Source organism: Phytohabitans aurantiacus, from assembly GCF_027923225.1.
Lineage (GTDB): Bacteria > Actinomycetota > Actinomycetes > Mycobacteriales > Micromonosporaceae > Phytohabitans > Phytohabitans aurantiacus.
In genome coordinates this window covers 161,354-178,119 of record NZ_BSDI01000002.1, presented here as the reverse complement: position 1 = coordinate 178,119, position 16,766 = coordinate 161,354, and the positions used below count along the sequence as shown (strand labels likewise).

20 protein-coding genes are annotated in these 16,766 nt (G+C 69.3%); 8 read left to right on the top strand and 12 right to left on the bottom strand.

The window, feature by feature from the left end; translation table 11 throughout:
* Positions 1 to 5 precede the first annotated feature (5 nt).
* On the bottom strand, positions 6 to 584 hold the full coding sequence (locus tag QMG73_RS03690; protein WP_281892438.1) for a dihydrofolate reductase family protein: 579 nt from the start codon (positions 582 to 584) through the stop codon (positions 6 to 8).
* A 102-nt stretch (positions 585 to 686) separates the two neighbouring features.
* On the opposite strand from QMG73_RS03690, the gene QMG73_RS03685 reads away from it, so the two are divergent.
* Complete coding sequence (locus QMG73_RS03685) at positions 687 to 1,868, top strand: alpha/beta hydrolase fold domain-containing protein (protein ID WP_281892437.1); 1,182 nt, start codon at positions 687 to 689, stop codon at positions 1,866 to 1,868.
* Between the two features lie 9 nt (positions 1,869 to 1,877).
* Here the strand turns inward: QMG73_RS03685 and QMG73_RS03680 are convergent, their stop codons facing one another.
* Positions 1,878 to 2,543: a TetR/AcrR family transcriptional regulator gene (locus tag QMG73_RS03680; protein WP_281892436.1), complete on the bottom strand. Its 666-nt coding sequence runs from the start codon at positions 2,541 to 2,543 to the stop codon at positions 1,878 to 1,880.
* A gap of 86 nt (positions 2,544 to 2,629) precedes the next feature.
* Here QMG73_RS03680 and QMG73_RS03675 point away from each other — a divergent pair, with 86 nt between their 5' ends.
* Positions 2,630 to 3,208, top strand: coding sequence for a dihydrofolate reductase family protein (locus QMG73_RS03675; protein WP_281892435.1), 579 nt, complete (start codon positions 2,630 to 2,632; stop codon positions 3,206 to 3,208).
* Positions 3,209 to 3,215: 7 nt separating this feature from the next.
* Here the strand turns inward: QMG73_RS03675 and QMG73_RS03670 are convergent, their stop codons facing one another.
* Both QMG73_RS03670 and QMG73_RS03665 read right to left on the bottom strand, forming a co-directional pair.
* Complete coding sequence (locus QMG73_RS03670; RefSeq protein WP_281892433.1) at positions 3,216 to 3,863, bottom strand: response regulator; 648 nt, start codon at positions 3,861 to 3,863, stop codon at positions 3,216 to 3,218.
* Positions 3,860 to 5,008, bottom strand: a complete 1,149-nt coding sequence (locus tag QMG73_RS03665) for a sensor histidine kinase (RefSeq protein ID WP_281892432.1) — start codon at positions 5,006 to 5,008, stop codon at positions 3,860 to 3,862. Before QMG73_RS03665 ends, QMG73_RS03670 begins: the two co-directional genes overlap by 4 nt.
* Positions 5,009 to 5,166: 158 nt before the next feature.
* On the opposite strand from QMG73_RS03665, the gene QMG73_RS03660 reads away from it, so the two are divergent.
* From QMG73_RS03660 to QMG73_RS03650, 3 genes are all read left to right on the top strand, one after another.
* Positions 5,167 to 7,044, top strand: coding sequence for a right-handed parallel beta-helix repeat-containing protein (locus tag QMG73_RS03660; RefSeq protein WP_281892431.1), 1,878 nt, complete (start codon positions 5,167 to 5,169; stop codon positions 7,042 to 7,044).
* Positions 7,045 to 7,221: 177 nt separating this feature from the next.
* The gene (locus QMG73_RS03655) at positions 7,222 to 7,968 is read left to right on the top strand and encodes a hypothetical protein (protein WP_281892430.1); all 747 of its coding nucleotides are present in this window, start codon (positions 7,222 to 7,224) and stop codon (positions 7,966 to 7,968) included.
* A gap of 248 nt (positions 7,969 to 8,216) precedes the next feature.
* Positions 8,217 to 8,948, top strand: coding sequence for a carbon-nitrogen hydrolase family protein (locus QMG73_RS03650; RefSeq protein WP_281892429.1), 732 nt, complete (start codon positions 8,217 to 8,219; stop codon positions 8,946 to 8,948).
* 16 nt (positions 8,949 to 8,964) lie between these two features.
* On the opposite strand, the gene QMG73_RS03645 is transcribed toward QMG73_RS03650, so the two are convergent.
* The 7 genes from QMG73_RS03645 to QMG73_RS03615 form a co-directional block, all read right to left on the bottom strand.
* Positions 8,965 to 9,288, bottom strand: coding sequence for a hypothetical protein (locus QMG73_RS03645; RefSeq protein ID WP_281892428.1), 324 nt, complete (start codon positions 9,286 to 9,288; stop codon positions 8,965 to 8,967).
* A 254-nt stretch (positions 9,289 to 9,542) separates the two neighbouring features.
* A complete protein-coding gene (locus tag QMG73_RS03640; RefSeq protein WP_281892466.1) occupies positions 9,543 to 9,749 on the bottom strand; it encodes a class I SAM-dependent methyltransferase in 207 nt (68 codons plus the stop codon).
* 104 nt (positions 9,750 to 9,853) lie between these two features.
* Positions 9,854 to 10,192: a HEAT repeat domain-containing protein gene (locus tag QMG73_RS03635; protein WP_281892426.1), complete on the bottom strand. Its 339-nt coding sequence runs from the start codon at positions 10,190 to 10,192 to the stop codon at positions 9,854 to 9,856.
* Between the two features lie 54 nt (positions 10,193 to 10,246).
* The gene (locus QMG73_RS03630; protein ID WP_407676740.1) at positions 10,247 to 10,807 is read right to left on the bottom strand and encodes a barstar family protein; all 561 of its coding nucleotides are present in this window, start codon (positions 10,805 to 10,807) and stop codon (positions 10,247 to 10,249) included.
* Positions 10,808 to 10,940: 133 nt separating this feature from the next.
* Positions 10,941 to 11,321, bottom strand: coding sequence for a hypothetical protein (locus QMG73_RS03625; protein WP_281892425.1), 381 nt, complete (start codon positions 11,319 to 11,321; stop codon positions 10,941 to 10,943).
* A 292-nt stretch (positions 11,322 to 11,613) separates the two neighbouring features.
* On the bottom strand, positions 11,614 to 12,717 hold the full coding sequence (locus tag QMG73_RS03620) for a sensor histidine kinase (RefSeq protein ID WP_281892424.1): 1,104 nt from the start codon (positions 12,715 to 12,717) through the stop codon (positions 11,614 to 11,616).
* Entirely contained in the window at positions 12,714 to 13,376 is a 663-nt protein-coding gene (locus QMG73_RS03615; RefSeq protein ID WP_281892422.1) for a response regulator transcription factor, read from the bottom strand. Before QMG73_RS03615 ends, QMG73_RS03620 begins: the two co-directional genes overlap by 4 nt.
* A gap of 121 nt (positions 13,377 to 13,497) precedes the next feature.
* Here QMG73_RS03615 and QMG73_RS03610 point away from each other — a divergent pair, with 121 nt between their 5' ends.
* The 3 genes from QMG73_RS03610 to QMG73_RS03600 all read left to right on the top strand — a co-directional run bounded on the left by QMG73_RS03610 (position 13,498) and on the right by QMG73_RS03600 (position 15,675).
* On the top strand, positions 13,498 to 14,220 hold the full coding sequence (locus QMG73_RS03610; protein WP_281892421.1) for an ABC transporter ATP-binding protein: 723 nt from the start codon (positions 13,498 to 13,500) through the stop codon (positions 14,218 to 14,220).
* The gene (locus tag QMG73_RS03605) at positions 14,217 to 15,206 is read left to right on the top strand and encodes a transporter (RefSeq protein WP_281892420.1); all 990 of its coding nucleotides are present in this window, start codon (positions 14,217 to 14,219) and stop codon (positions 15,204 to 15,206) included. The genes QMG73_RS03610 and QMG73_RS03605 overlap by 4 nt, the downstream gene beginning before the upstream one ends.
* 130 nt (positions 15,207 to 15,336) lie before the next feature.
* Entirely contained in the window at positions 15,337 to 15,675 is a 339-nt protein-coding gene (locus QMG73_RS03600) for a hypothetical protein (protein ID WP_281892419.1), read from the top strand.
* A 197-nt stretch (positions 15,676 to 15,872) separates the two neighbouring features.
* On the opposite strand, the gene QMG73_RS03595 is transcribed toward QMG73_RS03600, so the two are convergent.
* On the bottom strand, positions 15,873 to 16,709 hold the full coding sequence (locus tag QMG73_RS03595; RefSeq protein WP_281892418.1) for a dienelactone hydrolase family protein: 837 nt from the start codon (positions 16,707 to 16,709) through the stop codon (positions 15,873 to 15,875).
* Between the last annotated feature and the right edge of the window lie 57 nt (positions 16,710 to 16,766).

Below are 16,766 nucleotides of genomic sequence, written 5' to 3'. Positions count from 1 at the left end.
TTTGATCATGGTTTCCTCAAATCTACTGGCGGAGCCAGTTCGGGCCGGTAGTACAGCAAGACGTTTCCAGCGGTGAACGGCCGGGTTCGGACCAGGTGCAGCGGCACCGTACCGGCGGCTTCGAACGCCCGCAGACCGCCGCCAAGAATAATCGGATTGATCATCAGGCGTACCTCGTCGACGAGCCCGGCCCGGAGCAGCGCGGCGGTCAGCGTGGAGCTGCCGAGGATCGCGGCGTCCTTGCCCGGCGTCCGCTTGAACTCGGCGAGCGCCTCGACGGTCGCGGTCCTGGCCGGCGAGTCACCCCACCACACTGAATCCAAGGTGCGGGAGACGACCAGCTTGCCGAGCGAGTTCATCCGGGTGGCGATGCGCGGGTCGAACTGCGGGCCGAGATCGCTGGTCCAGTACGCGGACAGTTCCTCGTACGTGGTGCGGCCGAGCACCAGGGTGTCGACCTCGTCGAGCTGCTCGACCGAGTAGTCGGCGAACTCCTGGCCGAACGTCTGCCAGCCCAGGCCCCGCCCATCGTCGGCGTGATAGCCGTCGGCGCTGACCGCAAGGAACGAGAAGAGTTTGCGCATGTGTGTCGACTCTGCGGGAAGATCGCCGGGAATGGAATGCCGCGATCGGCACCACCGTCATGCGCGAATCGCATCACCGGCGGGATGACGGATGATGGTCCGGTGCCTGAGGATCAACGAGACCCGGCACCCGCGCCGTCCACCGTGCCAGAGGGTCTTGAGCTGCGCCACCTTCGGGCATTCATCGCCGTCGCCGAGGAACTGAACTTCGGGCGGGCGGCGGCCCGCCTGTTCGTGTCCCAATCGTCCCTGAGTCGCCTGATCGCCGCGCTGGAACGAATGCTCGGCTGCGTCCTGGTGCACCGGACCACCCACCATGTCGCGCTCACGCTGGCCGGGCAGGCCCTGCTCGAGCAGGCCCCCGCGATCCTGCGGGACCTCGAACAGCTGGTCATGCGGACCCGCTCGATCGGCGGTGAACTCGCCGCCCGCATCGCGCGGCTGGGCGAGCCGTTCGCCACGCTCACCTACGCCGACACCGAGGCGTTACGCGACGCCGCCGAACGCCACTACGCGCAACTGCCGATCGCGGCGGGCATCGAGTTCCGTCCGGTCAACGCCCGCGGCGTGCCGGCACTGGTCGCCACCCCACCCGAGGCGACCGCGCGGTGGGTTCTGCTGCTGCACGGCGGCGCCTACGTCAATGGATCCGCGTACGGCTTCCGATCGATGGCGAGCGCGCTGGCCGAGGTGACCCGCGGCGAAGTCATCACGCCCGACTACCGGCTCGCCCCCGAATACACCTACCCCGCGGCGGTCGAGGACGCCGAGTCGGCGTTCGCGTGGTTACTGGACCGTGGCGTCGCGCCGGACGACGTGCTCCTCGTCGGCGACACCTCCGGCGCCGGCCTGGCGTTGTGCATGCTGCTTCGTGCCAAGGCCGCGGCGTCACCGCTGCCGGGTCGTTGCGTGTTCTTCACCCCCTATGTCGACATCGGCACAGCGGCCCCGGAGCGGCTACCGGCCGAGCCGGCGAACTGCGCCACCCGCGCCGGCGCGGCCTTCGGCGTCGCCCGGTACCTCGGCGGACACCCGGTCACCGACCCCGTACTCAATCCGCTCGACTGCGACCTCGCCGGCCTGCCGCAGATGCTCATCCAGGCCGCCGCTGGCGACGAGGGCCTACCGGACGCGGAACGACTGGCCCGACACGCCCGCGCCTGCGGCGTCGACGCGCGGCTGGAGGTGTATCCGGTGGCAGCCCAAAGCTTCCAGCTCTACTGGTCCTTCCTGCCCCAGGCCGCCGACGCGCTCCGGCAGGTAGCCACCTTCGCGAGCCCTTGAGTGGGCGACTCACTCTTCTGAGAGTGAGCCAGCACTGCGGTAGTAGGAAAGGAACATGTCCACGCCCTGGCTGATGAGGCGCCGGGCGAGTCGCGGCTCGATGGCGCCGCCATACGAGCTGACCGCGAAGTGCGGATAGAGCGTCAGCCCGAAGAACTGCTGCAGGGCGAGTTCCATGTCGGGGATTCGCAGCTCGCCACGCTTGACCATCGCACGCAGGACCGGGCGCATCGCGGCGGCGATCCGTTGCGGTCCGCGCTCCCGCCAGGCCGCGCCCAGCTCTGGAAAGCGGCGTAGCTCACCGGTGACGAGGTTTCGCAGCGCCAGCACCGACGGTTGGGTCACGCCGTCGACCAAGGCCGCCGCGGTGCCAAGAAGTGCGGCACGCGGGTCGGCGCTGTCGACGAGGTGCTTCTTGGACTCCGTGAGCGTGACGTCGAGCGCCTCATCGAGCGCGTCAACGATCACCGCGATGAACAGCGCTTCCTTGCTGCCGAAGTGGTTGTAGATCGTCACCTTGGACACGCCAGCCTCGGCGGCGATGGTGTCGACGCCGACCTCGTATCCGTGCCTGATGAAGATGTCGCGGGCGGCATCCACGATGGCATGCCGTTTGCGCTCGGCGCGCTGCCCGGTCGGTGTATGACGGACGGTCGCCTCGGGCTCACTGCTCACAAGCCTCACCCTACACCCAACTGTACCCTTGCGTACACATGAACTGACCTGTACAGTTCAGTTTAACTACGGGAGAGGAACTCACCATGTCACGCCTGATCGTCTGCAACATCATGTCGCTGGACGGCTACTACGCCAGCACCGACGGCAACCCGCTGGTACTGCCGATGGACGCCGCGTTCGACAGCTACAACCTGCAGTGCCTGCGCGCGGCGGACACCCTGCTGCTGGGCGCCAACTCATACCGCATGTTCATGGGTTTCTGGCCGGCGCAGGCGGACAATCCGCAAGCCGGCGACGTGCACCGCGAGTTCGGCGCGATATACAGCCGGATCCCGGTCACCGTCGTGTCCGACACGCTCACCGCGCAGGACATCGAGCCGTGGCAGGAGCGGACCACGCTGGTGGGCCGCGCCGACGCCGCCGAGCGCGTCAAGCAGCTCAAGGCGGGTGGCGGCGACATCGTCACCTTCGGCAGCCGGGTCACCTGGAACGGACTGCTCGCCGCCGGCCTGGTCGACGAACTGCATCTGATCGTCGGAGCGACCGCCCTCGGCGAGGGTACCCCCATCTTCACCGCCCCGGTCACCGGCCTGGCACCGGCGGAGGTCCGCCAGCTCGAGGGCTCCGACAACGTCCTGCTGCGCTACACCCCGCGCGGGTAACGCCTGCTCAGGTCAGGTCGGCGTCGCGGACGAGGAGCGCGGCCTGTACGCGGTTGGTGACGCCGAGCTTGGCCATGGCCCGGCTGACGTGGGTCTTCACGGTCGCCTCGGTCATCGTGAGCCGTTCAGCGATTTCCATGTTGGACAGTCCACACCCGACCGCCCGGGTCACCTGGAGCTCCCGCCGGCTGAGCACGGAAAGGCGTTCGCGAGCCTCGGCGGACCGGCCCGGACCGTGCTCGGCGAAGTGGTCGATCAGGCGGCGGACGACCGTCGGGGCGAGCATCGCGTGCCCCGCCGAGACGGTGCGCACGGCCACGATCAGGTCGCGCGGCGGGGTGTCCTTGAGCAGGAACCCGACCGCGCCGGCGCGCAACGCCCGGTGGACGTACTCGTCGACGTCGAAGGTCGTGAGCATGACGACCTTCGGTGCCTGCGGCGCGGCGGCGATCGTGGCCGCGGCGGCGAGCCCGTCGACGCCCGGCATCCGGACGTCGAGCAGCGCCACGTCGGGCCGGCATCGCGTGGCCGCGGCGACCGCCTCGGCGCCGTCGCCGGCCTCGGCGACCACACTGATGCCGTCGTCGGTCTCCAGAATCCGGCGCAGGCCGGCCCGGACCAGGTGCTCGTCGTCGGCGACCAGAACCCGGATCACGCCGGTTCCCTGGGGATGCGGGCAACGACCGTGAACCCGCCCTCGGGGTCCGGGCCGGCGCGGAACTGACCGCCGGCCAGCCGGATCCGCTCCCCCAGGCCGGCCAGGCCGAGGCCGCTGCCGGGCAGCCGCACCGCCGGCGGGCCGGCCGATGGCCGTACATTGTGGACGCTAACCTCGAGGTTGGCTTGGCCGTACCGGACGGTGACCTCGGTAGCGGCGCCAGCAGCGTGCTTGTGCACGTTGGTCAGCGCCTCCTGCACCACCCGGTATGCGGTGTGCTGGGCCGTCACCGGCACCGGTCGGGCCTCGCCGCGGTCGGTGCGGCGCACCGGAAGGCCGGCCGCGCGAGACTGCTGGAGCAGCCGGTCGAGGTCGGCCAGGGTCGGCGGCGGCGCGGGCGGGTCGGCGGCCGGCGTGCGCAGCACGTGCAGCACCTGGCGCAGGTTGGTCAGCGCCTGGCGGCCGGTGGCGCGGATCAGCTCCGCGGTGTGCCGGGTCTGCTGATCCGGGCCGTCCAGCTCCAGGGCGCCGGCGTGAATCACCATCAGCGACACCTGGTGCGCGACGGTGTCGTGCATCTCGCGGGCGATCCGGGTGCGTTCGGCCGCGCGGGCCCGCTCGACGGTGGCGGCCTGCTCGCGTTCGAGCCGCTCGGCGCGTTCGGCGAGGCCGGCGAGCACCTGCCGGCGGGCGCCGATCCAAAGACCGACGGCGAGGGGCAGCCCGACCAGCAGCAGCGTGAGGAACAGCCGTTCCGGATAGGTGATCGGCTCCTCGGGGCCGAGGACGTGGTCGGTGCCGAGCAGGCTGTACAGCGCGGGCACCAGCAGGAGGGCACCGGCCGACGCGGCGGCGAAGAGCACCACCTGGCCGCCCCGGCGCAGCGTGGTCGCCGAGTAGTAGGACGCGACGGCGAACGCCGGCCACGAGGAAAACAGCAGCGAACCCACCGCGGTGACGGCCAGCAGCGGAGCCAGCCGGTGGCGAGCGAGACCGGCGCTGACGCCGGCGGCCACGGCGAAGAGGGCGACCGCAAGGTGAACCCCGTAGTCGAGCACCACGAAGGCCGCCAGCAGCAGGCCCAGCAGCCACGGCGCGGCCCGGTCGACGAGCCGGGTCACCCCGGCCTTGGTGCCACCCACGGGGCGAGCCTAAGCCCGCCGGGGGACCCGCGAATCCGACTATAGTTTCGGGCCCGATACCAAAGGCTGACCAGCCTGGTCAACGATCGGCGACGCGCGATGGCCGCGTCCGGCGCGAGGGTGGTGCCACAGGCATCCATTGAGCTGGAGGAGTTGGCATGGTCACGCGGATGTTGGCGGTGTCGGTGTCGGTGTCGGTGTTGGCGGCCGCGTTGCCCATGGCGGTGACGCCGGCGCGGGCGGCCCCACCGCCGGTACGGCAGCTCTACATCGCACCGTCCGGTGAGGACACCGGTCCGGGCACACTCGACCGGCCGTTCGCGACGCTGGAACGCGCCCAGCGCGCGGTCCGCGACCTGGCCGGCGCTAGCGTCGTGGTCAACCTGCGCGGCGGCACGTACACGCTTGCTAGCCCGCTGCGCATGTCCGGGGACGCCGGCGACTCCGGCGCGGTCTACCAGGCGTACGGGTACGGGACGGCCCGCCAGGAGCCGGTGACCATCAGCGGCGGCCGGACGGTCTCCGGCTGGCGCCCGGGACGGGACGGGATCTGGCGCGCCGACGCCGGCGACCTGGAGACCCGGCAGCTCTACGTCGACGGCCGGCGGGCCAACCGGACCACCGCCGCGATCCCCGGCACGCTCACGCTCACCGACACCGGGTACACGACGACGAGCACCATCCCGCGGACCTGGCGTGCCCCAGGCTCCATCGAGTTCGTATACCGCTACAGCTACGTCGAAGGACGCTGCGGCGTCGCCGGCGTCTCGGGGAACACGATCACGATGGACCAGCCGTGTTGGGACCTGGCACGAAGCCTCTACGGGGCCGAGGCGCTCGCGTCCGTGTACCAGGCGGAGAACTCGCCGAGCTTCCTGACCCGCCCCGGCGACTGGTACCTCGACCGGAGCCGGCACGAGCTGCTCTACCGCCCGCGGCCGGGCGAGGACATGCGCCGCGCCACCGTCGTCGCGCCGGTCCTGGAGTCGCTGGTCACCGGCACCGGCGTACGCGACCTCGGCTTCCGCGGGCTGACCTTCGCGTACGCCACCTGGCTCGGGTCCAGCGAACCGGCGGGCTTCCCCGCGGCGTGGAGCATGTACCTGCGAGAGGACGGGCTGCACACGGTGCCGGGCGCGGTCACCTTCCACAACGCCGAGCGGGTGACGCTGGAGGGCAACCGTTTCACCCATCTCGGCGGCCAGGGCTTGGAGCTGTCGAAAAGCAGCTCGCACAACGTGGTCAGCGGCAACGTCTTCACCGACATCTCCGACGGCGGGATCCTGATGGGCGTGGTGCCGCCAGACGAGACGGGCACCAACCGGGGCAACCTGATCAGCGACAACTGGATCCACCACATCGGCGTCGAGTACCGCGCCGCGTCAGGCATCTGGGACACCGCGACCCAGCACACCACCATCGCGCACAACCAGGTCGACGACGTGCCGTACAGCGGGATCCTCTCCGGACCGAGCGACGACCTGCGCGGCATCATGCACAGCAACCGGATCGTGGGTAACCGGGTCTTCCACACCAACAAGCTGCTCGACGACGGCGGCGGCATCTACGTGCGCGGCGAGCAGGGCACCTCGTACGCCGACGGCCTCGTCATCGCCGGAAACGCCGTCACCGACAGCGATGACGGCGAGTGGGGCGTCGGCATCTACACCGACGACAGCACCAACTGGGCGACCGTCGACCGCAACGCCGTCTACGACTACGTCGCCGCGATCGGCGGCTGCAGCGAGGAGTGGGGCGACCGCCCGGTGCGCAACGTCCGCTACCGCGACAACCACTGGGACGACGCGGTGCCAGACTGGGTGCCGCGGCGCGAATACCCGGGCGCGTGGGTGCCCGCCAACCCCGACAACCCCGAGGAGGGCTGCGGCGACCCGCACGACCTCCAGTTCGGGCGCAACACGCTGCTCGACCCGGAGAACCCCGCGCGGGCCTGCGCCGCGGACCCCGCATGCGTCGCGATCCTGGCCAGCGCCGGGCCGCGCCCGCACTACCGGCGGACGCTCGGCCTGTCCTGACCACCGCCAGCATCCGATCCAAACCAGAGATTTGAGCTACCGCGATGCCCGTCGTGCGTCAGACCGTTGCTCCCGCGGCCTCACCCTCCGCGGGAGCAGTACGGGCGCGCTTTCGTCGCGCTAAGGTGCGCTTGGGCGGTGGCGCTTGGGGCGGCGACTCTTCACGGATTGGTGACGATGATCGGTTCAGCACAGCACGACGAATGGAATGAGACGCTCAGCCAGGGCTTCGCGATCCTTCTGGGTCGCCCGCTGGAGCAGTTTCCACAGGCCACATACGCCGCGTACTACGACTGCGACGACTTGGCCGTCGAGCTCTTCAAGAACGGTTTCGATCCTGCTCCACTGGCCCGCGGTGAGATCGTCCAGGCGCCCTTCGAGACGATTCCGGAGCTGGGAAAGCTGCTGGAAGGCTGGGATCTGGACACACCATATTGGAGTGTCGACCTCGGCGAGTCCGTCTTCGAGGCGTGCGTGGTGGAAGGCGGCGCACAACATGGGGTGCCCGAGCTCGACTCCCCTATCCATGGCAAGGATCTCGGCAGGATCCTCATCGAGCGCGGCCTGACCCCGCAAGAGGTCTATCGAGCGTCGCCAGACATCCAGTTCCGGGCACACACCGACGGGTCGTTGTTCGACGCCATGCGGTTCGTCACCGGCACCCACCGTGGCCCTGACCACCTCCCGCCATGCGAGCCGGACTGGGGCATCGACCCATCCTGGGACGAGAAGCTGGCCGCCGTGGCGCATCCTGGACTGCGGCACGCACTCCGGCACATCTGCCGCACCGACGACAGCGCCCGCAGCCACGGTGCCTTCTACCGCGGCGCCGACGACCCGCACTTCGGTGGACCTCGCGACGTGGTCGCCAGCTGGCGGATCGGCGAAGGCCAGGCGTTCAAGACGGTGGTCCAACTGCCATGACCCGGCACACGGCTACCGGTCCGGCAGTTGCCGGATGCACACCCTCCACGACGTACGAGCCGACCGTGTCGGAGGTGCTATCAAGCTCCACAGGGGCCTCGCGTTGGTGGTTTACGGTGTGAGTCGCGATCTCCTACCGGCCGGTGGCACCGTCGGCTGCGACGATGTGGGCGTCGCTGTCGGCGACCGCCGCCCGGTAGCCAGCGAGTTCGTACCTGGGCGCCGCGCGGCAGCGTTAGGGTGGCGGCGTGCGGATCGGGGCCTGCCAGACGCGGGAGATCCTCGGCGACGTGGATACGGCGGTGGCCGTCGTCCAAGACTTCGCGGCGAGGGCTGAGGCGGCAGCCGTTGACCTGCTGCTGTTTTCGGAGTGCTTTCTACAGGGCTATCTGGTCACCGAAAACCATGTGCGCAACCAGGCGTTCGACGTGCACTCGAAGGCGTTCGCCGCCGTGTTGGCGCGGCTGGCGGCGATCCGCCCCACGCTCGTGCTTGGCATGATCGAACGATCGCACGGCCGGTACTACAACACCGCGCTCGTCGTCACCGGCGGCCGGGTGACCGGCAAGTACCGCAAGACATTCCTGACCGCTGGCGAGGCGCCGTTCACGGCCGGCGACGCCTATCCGGTGTTTCTGCACGACGGCGTACGGTTTGGCATCAACATTTGCTATGACACGCAGTTCCCGCAAGCGGCAGCCGCGGTCGCCGCGAGCGGGGCACAGGTGTTGTTGGTACCGGCACAGAACATGATGCGCCGGCAGAAGGCGTTCTGGTGGCAGCCCCGACACAACGAGATCCGGGCACAACGAGCCCGTGAAACCGGCATGTGGCTGGCCTCAGCCGACGTCACCGGCGAACGTGACCCATCCCGAATCGGATTAGGGCCGACCTGCATCATCAGCCCAGCAGGACGCGTGGTCGCCGAAGTCACCACCGGAACGACCGGCATGGCCATCGCCGACATTAGCCCGCGGTAACCGTGCTGCTCGCGGCTTACCAGCGGGGCTCTGGTTGCTGGACAGCGGGGCCGCCTTGATGAGGGTTGGCGACGTATCCGTCCGCTGGCTCCGGTAGGGCTTCGACGCAGGCGGTGGAGCAGGCATTCACCAGCAGTGGCAGCACGTCGGTGGCGACCCGTAGAGAGATCCACACTTGCCGGAACCGGGCCGGGTCGATCGGCCCGTCGCAGACGCTGCAGGGCGCGCTCGTCTGTTCCAGGGTTGGATTCTTCGTGGCCCTGGCGAGGTCGGCGGCGGTGCCGGGCCGGCGAACCGGTTGTGTAGCCGCGAAGGGCGAGGCCGCGGGAGCAACGGGCATCGACCGCGACGGCCATCGCGGTAGCTCAAAGCCCCGATCCTGAACTTGATCTCTAGATCGCCCGCCACGGCGGCACAGGTGCCGATCAGTGTGGTGGCGACGGCGGCGAGGCCGGCGTCCCGGAGGGACGCTGCCACCTGGGCGGCGATCGCCTCTATCGCCGTGCGGGTCGGGGGTTTGGCGAAGACGTGCAGGGTGCCGCCGGGTGCGAGCAGGCGGCCGATGCGGTCGAGCAGGCCGGGAGGGGCGCCTAGCTAGAAAAGGCTGACGTTGGCCGCGAAGACCGTGTCGAACGAACCGTCGGGCAGGTCGGCCGCCGTGATGTCGAGCTGCCGCACCTCGACAGTGCCGGCCCGGATGTGGGCGGCATTGCGCTCGCCAGCCAGGCGCACCGCGCTGGCCGCCCGGTCGACCGCGAGGATGCGGCCGGTGGTGAGGCGTTCGGAGCTCGGAAGGTGGATGACATGTCAACGGCTTTGGAAGCTTTGTGCCGAGCAGCACATCGAGGCGGCACCAGGTCTTGCCCCCGGCGGCGGCCCCGGGCGTTGCCGGCGGGTACCGGGGTTTAGAAATTCAACCCGTTGGCCCGCGCTTTCCACAGCTCGTGGCGCGCCGCCTTGGTGTCGAGGGCCTCCAGTCCGTGGGCTGCCCACATGCGCAGCGACGGGTCCTGTCCATGCAGTTGCTCTGCGAGGAGCGGCAACGCCGCCTCCGATCGGGCTTGCCCGATGAGTTCGAGAAGCCAACACCGCAGGCCGTGATCACCGCGCTCCGCCGCAAACTCGACGATCAGCTCGTCGACATGCTCGGCGGCGTGCGGCAGCAGGAGGTGAAAACCGTCCTCCCGCGCCTGCGGGTCGCGACGACGCATCAGCCACATCGCCCGCTCAAAACGCGCTGCCACAGCCTGAAGGTACCCGCACGAACCCGCGATCACCGCGCACCTACTCGGCTGGAGTTACTCGGTGAAGAGCCGGTGCGGAGCCGAGCCGGGTTGGCGTTGGTCGTCGAACCACTCCGCGTGATTCCACGACACGGGCGCGGCTCCAACCGGCTCGAAGGTGATGTTGGGGTCGTTGCTCTGCACCAGACAAAGGATCCGGTGTCCGGTCAGCATGGCGCAGCGCGCTTGATCCGCCATGATGTCGAGCACGATCTGGGCCGTTTGTGGACGCTCCCGCGCGAAGGCGTCGTAGCCGGAGAACGTCATCAGCAGGCCAGTGGCGTCTCGCGTGGTGCCATACGCATAGTCCACGACGTCGCGCATGCAGTCGTTGAGGGCGTTGAGGTTACGTCCGTAATAGTCCGGAAAATCAAGCGCCGCCGCGATCTCACGATGCAGATCGTCGTCGGACGTCCAGAGGTTCGCGTCGAGACTCACGATGCGGTAGCCGTGCTGACTCATCCATCTGATGGCCTCGGCGAACAAGGGCGTGCGCCAGAAGAGTGTCACGGCACCGTTGACCATGAGGCGAAAGTCGAGCCGGCCTGCGTCAACCTCAAGATCGAACACTGTCACCAGGGGAGCCTACTGGCTCTTCACCGACCGATAGTCGTGTGATGCCGTCCTTCTCCAGTCCCGTGCGTGGGTCGATTTGCCGGAGCCGGGAAGACCAGCAAGTAGGTGGACGACCTGTTTCATGATGCGTCGATCAGAAGTACACCGTCTTGGTCTTGTAGTACGTGGTGTACTGGTTGCCCGGGTAGAAGGTTGATCCGGACACGGTGACCTGGACGTTGGTGAATCCGTAGCTGGAGACAAGGTTGCCGCTGAAGGTCTCGCAGTTCTGGTAGTAGACGGTGTGGGCGGCTGTGGCGGTTCCTCCTTGGATGGTTACACGCGCACTCGGGTAGGTGCTCTGCCCACAAAGCGTCACCGAGTAGCTCGCCTCGGTGCTCCCCGTCACTCCCGTCACGCTGCCGGTGGCGGTGCCGAGGGACTGGGTGTCGTTGTAGCCACCTTTGACCGACACGGTGAACGGGGCCGTGCCCGCCTGGGCGCTGGCGGCGGGGAGCAGGGCCACTGCGGCCACGCCGGCGACGCTTGCGGCCAACAGGCGGGCGAAGCGGGAAGAACGGACTTGAGGCATGTCTACTCCAGACGCAAAGGGGGAAAATGCACTCACGGCGTGTAGCTGACTGCAACCCCAATGTTAGACGGACGGGGACTCGAAAGCACGCACCAAATAGAGCATTACCAATAACTCATATTGCGCTACACAATGTCATACCTCAATGTCACCATTTACACGACACATCGTGAAGGCGCGACTCGGCGCACGATGCCGTCATCGAGTAGCTGGCATCTGGAGGCCGTCGGGTTCCTCAAATTTCGGGTATCGCCGGTTGGTGCCTGGCAGCGGGAAAGTCGACCTCGATGTCGAGGCCGCCGGCGGGCTGCGGGCGGGCGGTGATCGAGGCGCCGTGGGAGGTGGCGATCGCGCGGACTATGGCCAGCCCCAGACCGTGGCCCTGGCGGGTGCGGCGGCCGCCCAGTTGGCGGAATGGCTGAAACAGGGTCTCCAGCTCGGCCGGCGGGATCACCGGGCCGGAGTTGGCCACGCGGATGACGCTGCGGTCGTCGGCCGACTCGGTGACGATGCGGATCCACCCACCGGCGGTGTTGTGCCGGACCGCGTTGTCGATCAGGTTGGTGACCAGGCGCTCGATCAGGGCGGGATCGCCCGATACCGGCGCCGGCCCTGTCTGTGCCTCGACTGTGAGACCTCGGCGCTCGGCCTCTGGCCATCGGGAGGCGTAAGCCTCGGTGGCCATGTCGGCCAGGTCGACCGCTGCGCGTACGTGTGGGGGCTGCTGGCCTTCGGCCAGCGTGAGTAGTGCCCCGATGAGCCGTTCCTGCTGTTCGCCTAGCGCGAGGACCTCGTGGCAGGCGGCCCTCAATGTGTCGGTGGTGGCGCCGGGATCGGCCAGTGCTACCTGCAGCACTGTGCGCTCGGCGGTCAGTGGGGTCCGCAACTCGTGTGAGGCGTTCGCGACGAAGTAGCGTTGGGCGTCGAACGAACTCTCCAGCCGCTCGAACAGGTCGTCCAGGGTTTCGGCGAGCTCGGTGAACTCGTCGTGCAGCCCGGTGCGGCCCAGGCGCCGGTGCAGGTTGGTGGCGGAGATGTCGCGGGCCGTGGCGGTGATGGTACGCAGCGGGTGCAGGAACCGGCCGGCCACGAACCAGCCGAGGGCCACCGAGACGACCACCAGGGCCACGATGCTCACCGCCGAGGTGGTGAGCTGCCCGTCGAGGTGGCGCTGGCCGCCTGATCCGGGGCCTGCGGCCGGATCGGCGGGAGCGGTCTCCTCGGTGCCCAGCAACGGGATCGCGAGCAGCACGACGCCGGTGATCAGGAACGGTACGGCGTACAGCAGGGTGAGCTGCAGGTGCAGGCTGCGGCGGGGAATCCACCGGCGCCCGATCACGGGGTACCGATCCGGTAGCCGCCCTCGCGCACGGTGTGGATGACCGGCGGCTCGCCCAGCTTGGCCCGCAGCCGGCGGATGGTCGTCTTCACCGCGGTGGTGAACGGGTCGGCGGCCTCGTCCCAGACCCGTTCCAGTAACTCCTCCGCGGACACCAGTCGGCCATGCGCGGCGAGCAGGCACTCCAGCACCGCGAACTCCTTCGGGCTCAGATCGAGTCGCCGCCCGGCCCGGGTCGCCACCCGGCGGCTCGGGTCGAGGGTCAACTCACCGTCGGTCAGGATCGGGGGCAGGGCGGCGCCCGGGCGGCGGCCCAGCGCCCGGATGCGGGCCACCAACTCAGCGAAGTCGAACGGCTTGGGCAGGTAGTCGTCGGCGCCCAGCCCCAGGCCGTCGACCCGCTGCTGCACGGTGCTGGCCGCGGTCAGCATCAGCACCCGGGTCGCCGGGTGCTCGTCCACGATCCGCCGGCACACCTCGTCGCCCGGCGCGCCGGGCAGATCCCGGTCGAGTACCACCACGTCGTAGCTGGTCACCGCGATGCTTTCGAGCGCCGCGTCGCCGTCGAGCACCACGTCGACGGCCATGCCCTCGCGCCGCAGTCCGGTGCCAACCGTACGGGCCAGCACCTCGAAATCCTCGACGACCAGTACGCGCATAGCCCCCACCATGCCAGGCCGTAGGTGTCGACACGGTGTCACTCGCCGACACCGTGCTGACACCGGGGTCTGCGTAGAACCGATACCCGCAACCACTTGGACAAGGACGAGAGGACCCGCGATGGAGATCGTGCTCGAGACCGAGCAACTAGGGAAACGGTACGGGCGGACGTGGGCGCTGCGGGACTGCTCGCTGCGGCTGCCCGCGGGGAGGGTGGCCGCGCTCGTCGGCCCGAACGGCGCGGGCAAGAGCACGCTGCTGCACCTGGCCGTCGGCCTGTTGCGCCCCGACGCCGGCGTGATTCGGGTACTCGGGCAGGCGCCCTACGACAACACCTCTGTGCTGTCACAGGTCGGGTTCGTGGCCCAGGACACGCCGCTGTACCGGGACTTCACGGCCGACGAACTGTTCACGATGGGTTCCCGGCTGAACCGGCGCTTCGACCTGGCGCTGGCCCACCGCAGACTCGAGCAGATCGCCATCCCACGGGACAAGCCGGTCGGCCGGCTGTCGGGCGGCCAGCGCGCACAGGTCGCGCTCGCCCTGGCGATGGCGAAGCGCCCCCGGCTGCTGCTGCTCGACGAGCCGGTCGCGAGCATCGACCCGCTGGCCCGCCGCGAGTTCCTCGACGCGCTGATGGGCATCGTCGCCGAGACCGGCACCACGGTGCTGCTGTCCTCGCACATCCTCGCCGACCTCGAACGGACCTGCGACTACCTGATCGTGCTGGACGCCTCCGAGGTACGTCTCAGCGGCAGCGTCGACACCCTGATCGGCGAGCACCGGCACGTGACCGTGGAGGACCTTGTCCTGCGCCACCTCGCGAAGGGGGCGTCGGCGTGATCTGGTTGACCTGGCGGCAGCACCGCAAGCAGGCGCTGGTCACCGCGATCGGGCTGGCGCTGCTGGCCGCGTTCATGATTCCCACCGGCCTGGCGATGCGGCACACCTTCACCGATCTGGGGCTGGCCGATTGCGTGCGCAAGCTGGGCACGGATTCGGTCATCGCCGCGAACGCGGACACCTGCGGCCGGGCATCGGTCGCGTTCAACAACCAGTACGGCACGATGAGCATGGTCGGCATCCTGTTCCTGGTCCTGCCGCTGCTGGTCGGGCTCTTCTGGGGCGCCCCGCTGGTCGCCCGCGAGGTCGAGGCCGGCACCCACCGGATGGTCTGGACCCAGGGCGTCGGCCGACGCCGTTGGGCGCTGGTCAAGTTCGGACTGCTGGGCGCCGGCGCGCTCGTCGCCTCGGTCGCCTACGGCCTGGGCACGTCGTGGTGGCTGACCCCGATCAGTGAGGCCGGGCAGCACGGCCGGTTCAACGTCTTCTTCTTCGACATGCAAGGCCTCGCGCCGATCGGCTACACCCTGTTCGCGGTGGCGCTCGGGTTCTTCGCCGGCACGGTCTGGCCCAAGGTGCTGCCGGCGATGACGGCAACGCTCACCGGCTTCGTCGGCCTGCGGATCGCCCTCGCCACGCTGGCCCGGCCGCACTACCTGCCGGCGCGTGTCCTCACGTACCCGGTCAAGGACGCCACCGTGCAGACCAACCCGGCGGCACAGGACTGGATTCTCTCGTACGGAATCCGGGACCCCACGGGCAAGATGCTCACCTCCAACGCCCAGATCGCCTGCGCCCCGGACGCGACCGGCCCGGGCGCGGCCTGCGGCTCGGACCTCGGCATCACGCCCGGGTCGTACAACTGGCAGCTCTACCAGCCCGGCGACCGGTTCTGGCTCTTCCAGGCCATCGAGGCCGGCATCTTCGTCGCCGCGGCGGCCCTGCTGCTCTACCTCGCCATCCGCCGCATCCGGCGCATCGCCTGACCGGGGCACCATGCCGTCCGCAAGCGGGCCGGGAGCGGGTTACGAACGTTACGCTCCAGGCCATGTACCCAGTCGGGGGCCGCCCCGCTCGGGCGGGCGCATGACGTCGCAGTTCTCGCCACAGTGGACTGTGCCGGAGCCGCTGCCGGATGAGCGGATGACCCGGCCGGGCATGGTGGCGCTTGGCATCGGCGCGGCCATCCTTGGGCACGTCGTCGCTGGCATCATCGGTGTCGCCGGGTTCGTCGGCGCAGTGGGCGACGGCCCGTTCCGCCTGATGCTGGCCGGGCCGGTCGCGGAGGCGATTCTGGGCCTCGTGTGCCTCCCGGTCAGCATCGTGTGGATGGCCGGGCGCAAGCGGGGCTTGGGCATCGGCCTGCTGATCGGATGGGCTGTCGGATTGACGATGACGTTCGTCCTCGGCCTGTTCCTGTTCGCGGTCTACTGGGGCCAGGGGCCGGGCAAATGAGCGGCAACGCCTTCCCCATCGTTACGCCGTCCGCACGCCGGTGATTTCTTCGAGGCTCGCGAGCACCTCGGCCGCCCGCGACGGTGTGCGAGGCGGCCAGGTCGAGCCGGTGGTCGCCGTCGAGGGTCGGGTAGATGTCCCGGCCGAGCTTGAGGATCGCGGGCATCGACGTGACGCCGACCGCCACCTCCGGGAGTTCACACTCCACCACCGCCGGCGGCAGGTAGCCGTTCGGCGAGGAAGGCCAGGATTTCGTCCCTGGCGCGCAGTGTGGGGTGTCCCTGCTGGTTGACGAGGTGGGCCGTGACGACGCTGTGGGGGGAGCCGACGACATCGCGGAAGAATGGGGGTGGCTCCGGGTTGGCCGTCTCCCCCGCGATGACGCGTCCGTCGAACGCGTCGCCCAGGAGCGCCTGGTAGGCGGCGAACCGTTGGCCGGTACACCAGCGGTCGTTGTCGAAGCGGTAGGCCAGTACCTTCAGTCCGTCACGCTCGACGCGCTCGCGGACCATCGCGGCGTCCTCGTCGCTGATCTCCAATCCGGCGGGGTCGTCCAGTGGCAGAGAGGGATGGTTGACCACCGGCGCGATGACGGCCGGTTCGAGTGTCATGGTGAGCGCGAAGTTCCCGGTGAAGCACAGCCCGATCGCTCCCACGCCAGGGCCGCCGCACTCGGTCAGCGCCGTCCTGGCCAAGCCTCGAAGCCAGGCCGTGACCGGGCTCGTGCCGCCACCGGCGAACGCGCGGAACTCGGCGCTGACGCAAGCACGGCGCACCACCTTCTCCGCGTCGGCTGTGGTGGGGACGGCGCCGTCGACACCGAACAGCGACGGAAGGTAGACCGTGAATCCCGCGTCTCGGATCCAGCGCGCCAAGCGGACGACGTCCGGGCTGATGCCGGGCATCTCCGGCATCAGCACGACAGCCGGCCCGGACCCGCCGACGTAGACGGTCTTGCTGACACCCCCGATATCGACGAGCCGCTTCGAGAAGTCCGCGAGAGCGTCGCCCGCCTGCGGTTCGCTAATCGCCATAGCGGCATCGTCGGCCCGGAGTGTCCGGCCCGGCCAGTGGCGAGATCGCCACATGTC

Coding starts and splice junctions, on each gene's coding strand:
- QMG73_RS03690 (WP_281892438.1), bottom strand. CDS start 584: ATGCGCAAACTCTTCTCGTTCCTTGCGGTCAGCGCCGACGGCTATCAC.
- QMG73_RS03675 (WP_281892435.1), top strand. CDS start 2,630: ATGTCACGCCTGATCGTCTGCAACATCATGTCGCTGGACGGCTACTAC.
- QMG73_RS03660 (WP_281892431.1), top strand. CDS start 5,167: ATGGTCACGCGGATGTTGGCGGTGTCGGTGTCGGTGTCGGTGTTGGCG.
- QMG73_RS03655 (WP_281892430.1), top strand. CDS start 7,222: ATGATCGGTTCAGCACAGCACGACGAATGGAATGAGACGCTCAGCCAG.
- QMG73_RS03645 (WP_281892428.1), bottom strand. CDS start 9,288: ATGCCCGTTGCTCCCGCGGCCTCGCCCTTCGCGGCTACACAACCGGTT.
- QMG73_RS03615 (WP_281892422.1), bottom strand. CDS start 13,376: ATGCGCGTACTGGTCGTCGAGGATTTCGAGGTGCTGGCCCGTACGGTT.
- QMG73_RS03610 (WP_281892421.1), top strand. CDS start 13,498: ATGGAGATCGTGCTCGAGACCGAGCAACTAGGGAAACGGTACGGGCGG.
- QMG73_RS03595 (WP_281892418.1), bottom strand. CDS start 16,709: ATGGCGATTAGCGAACCGCAGGCGGGCGACGCTCTCGCGGACTTCTCG.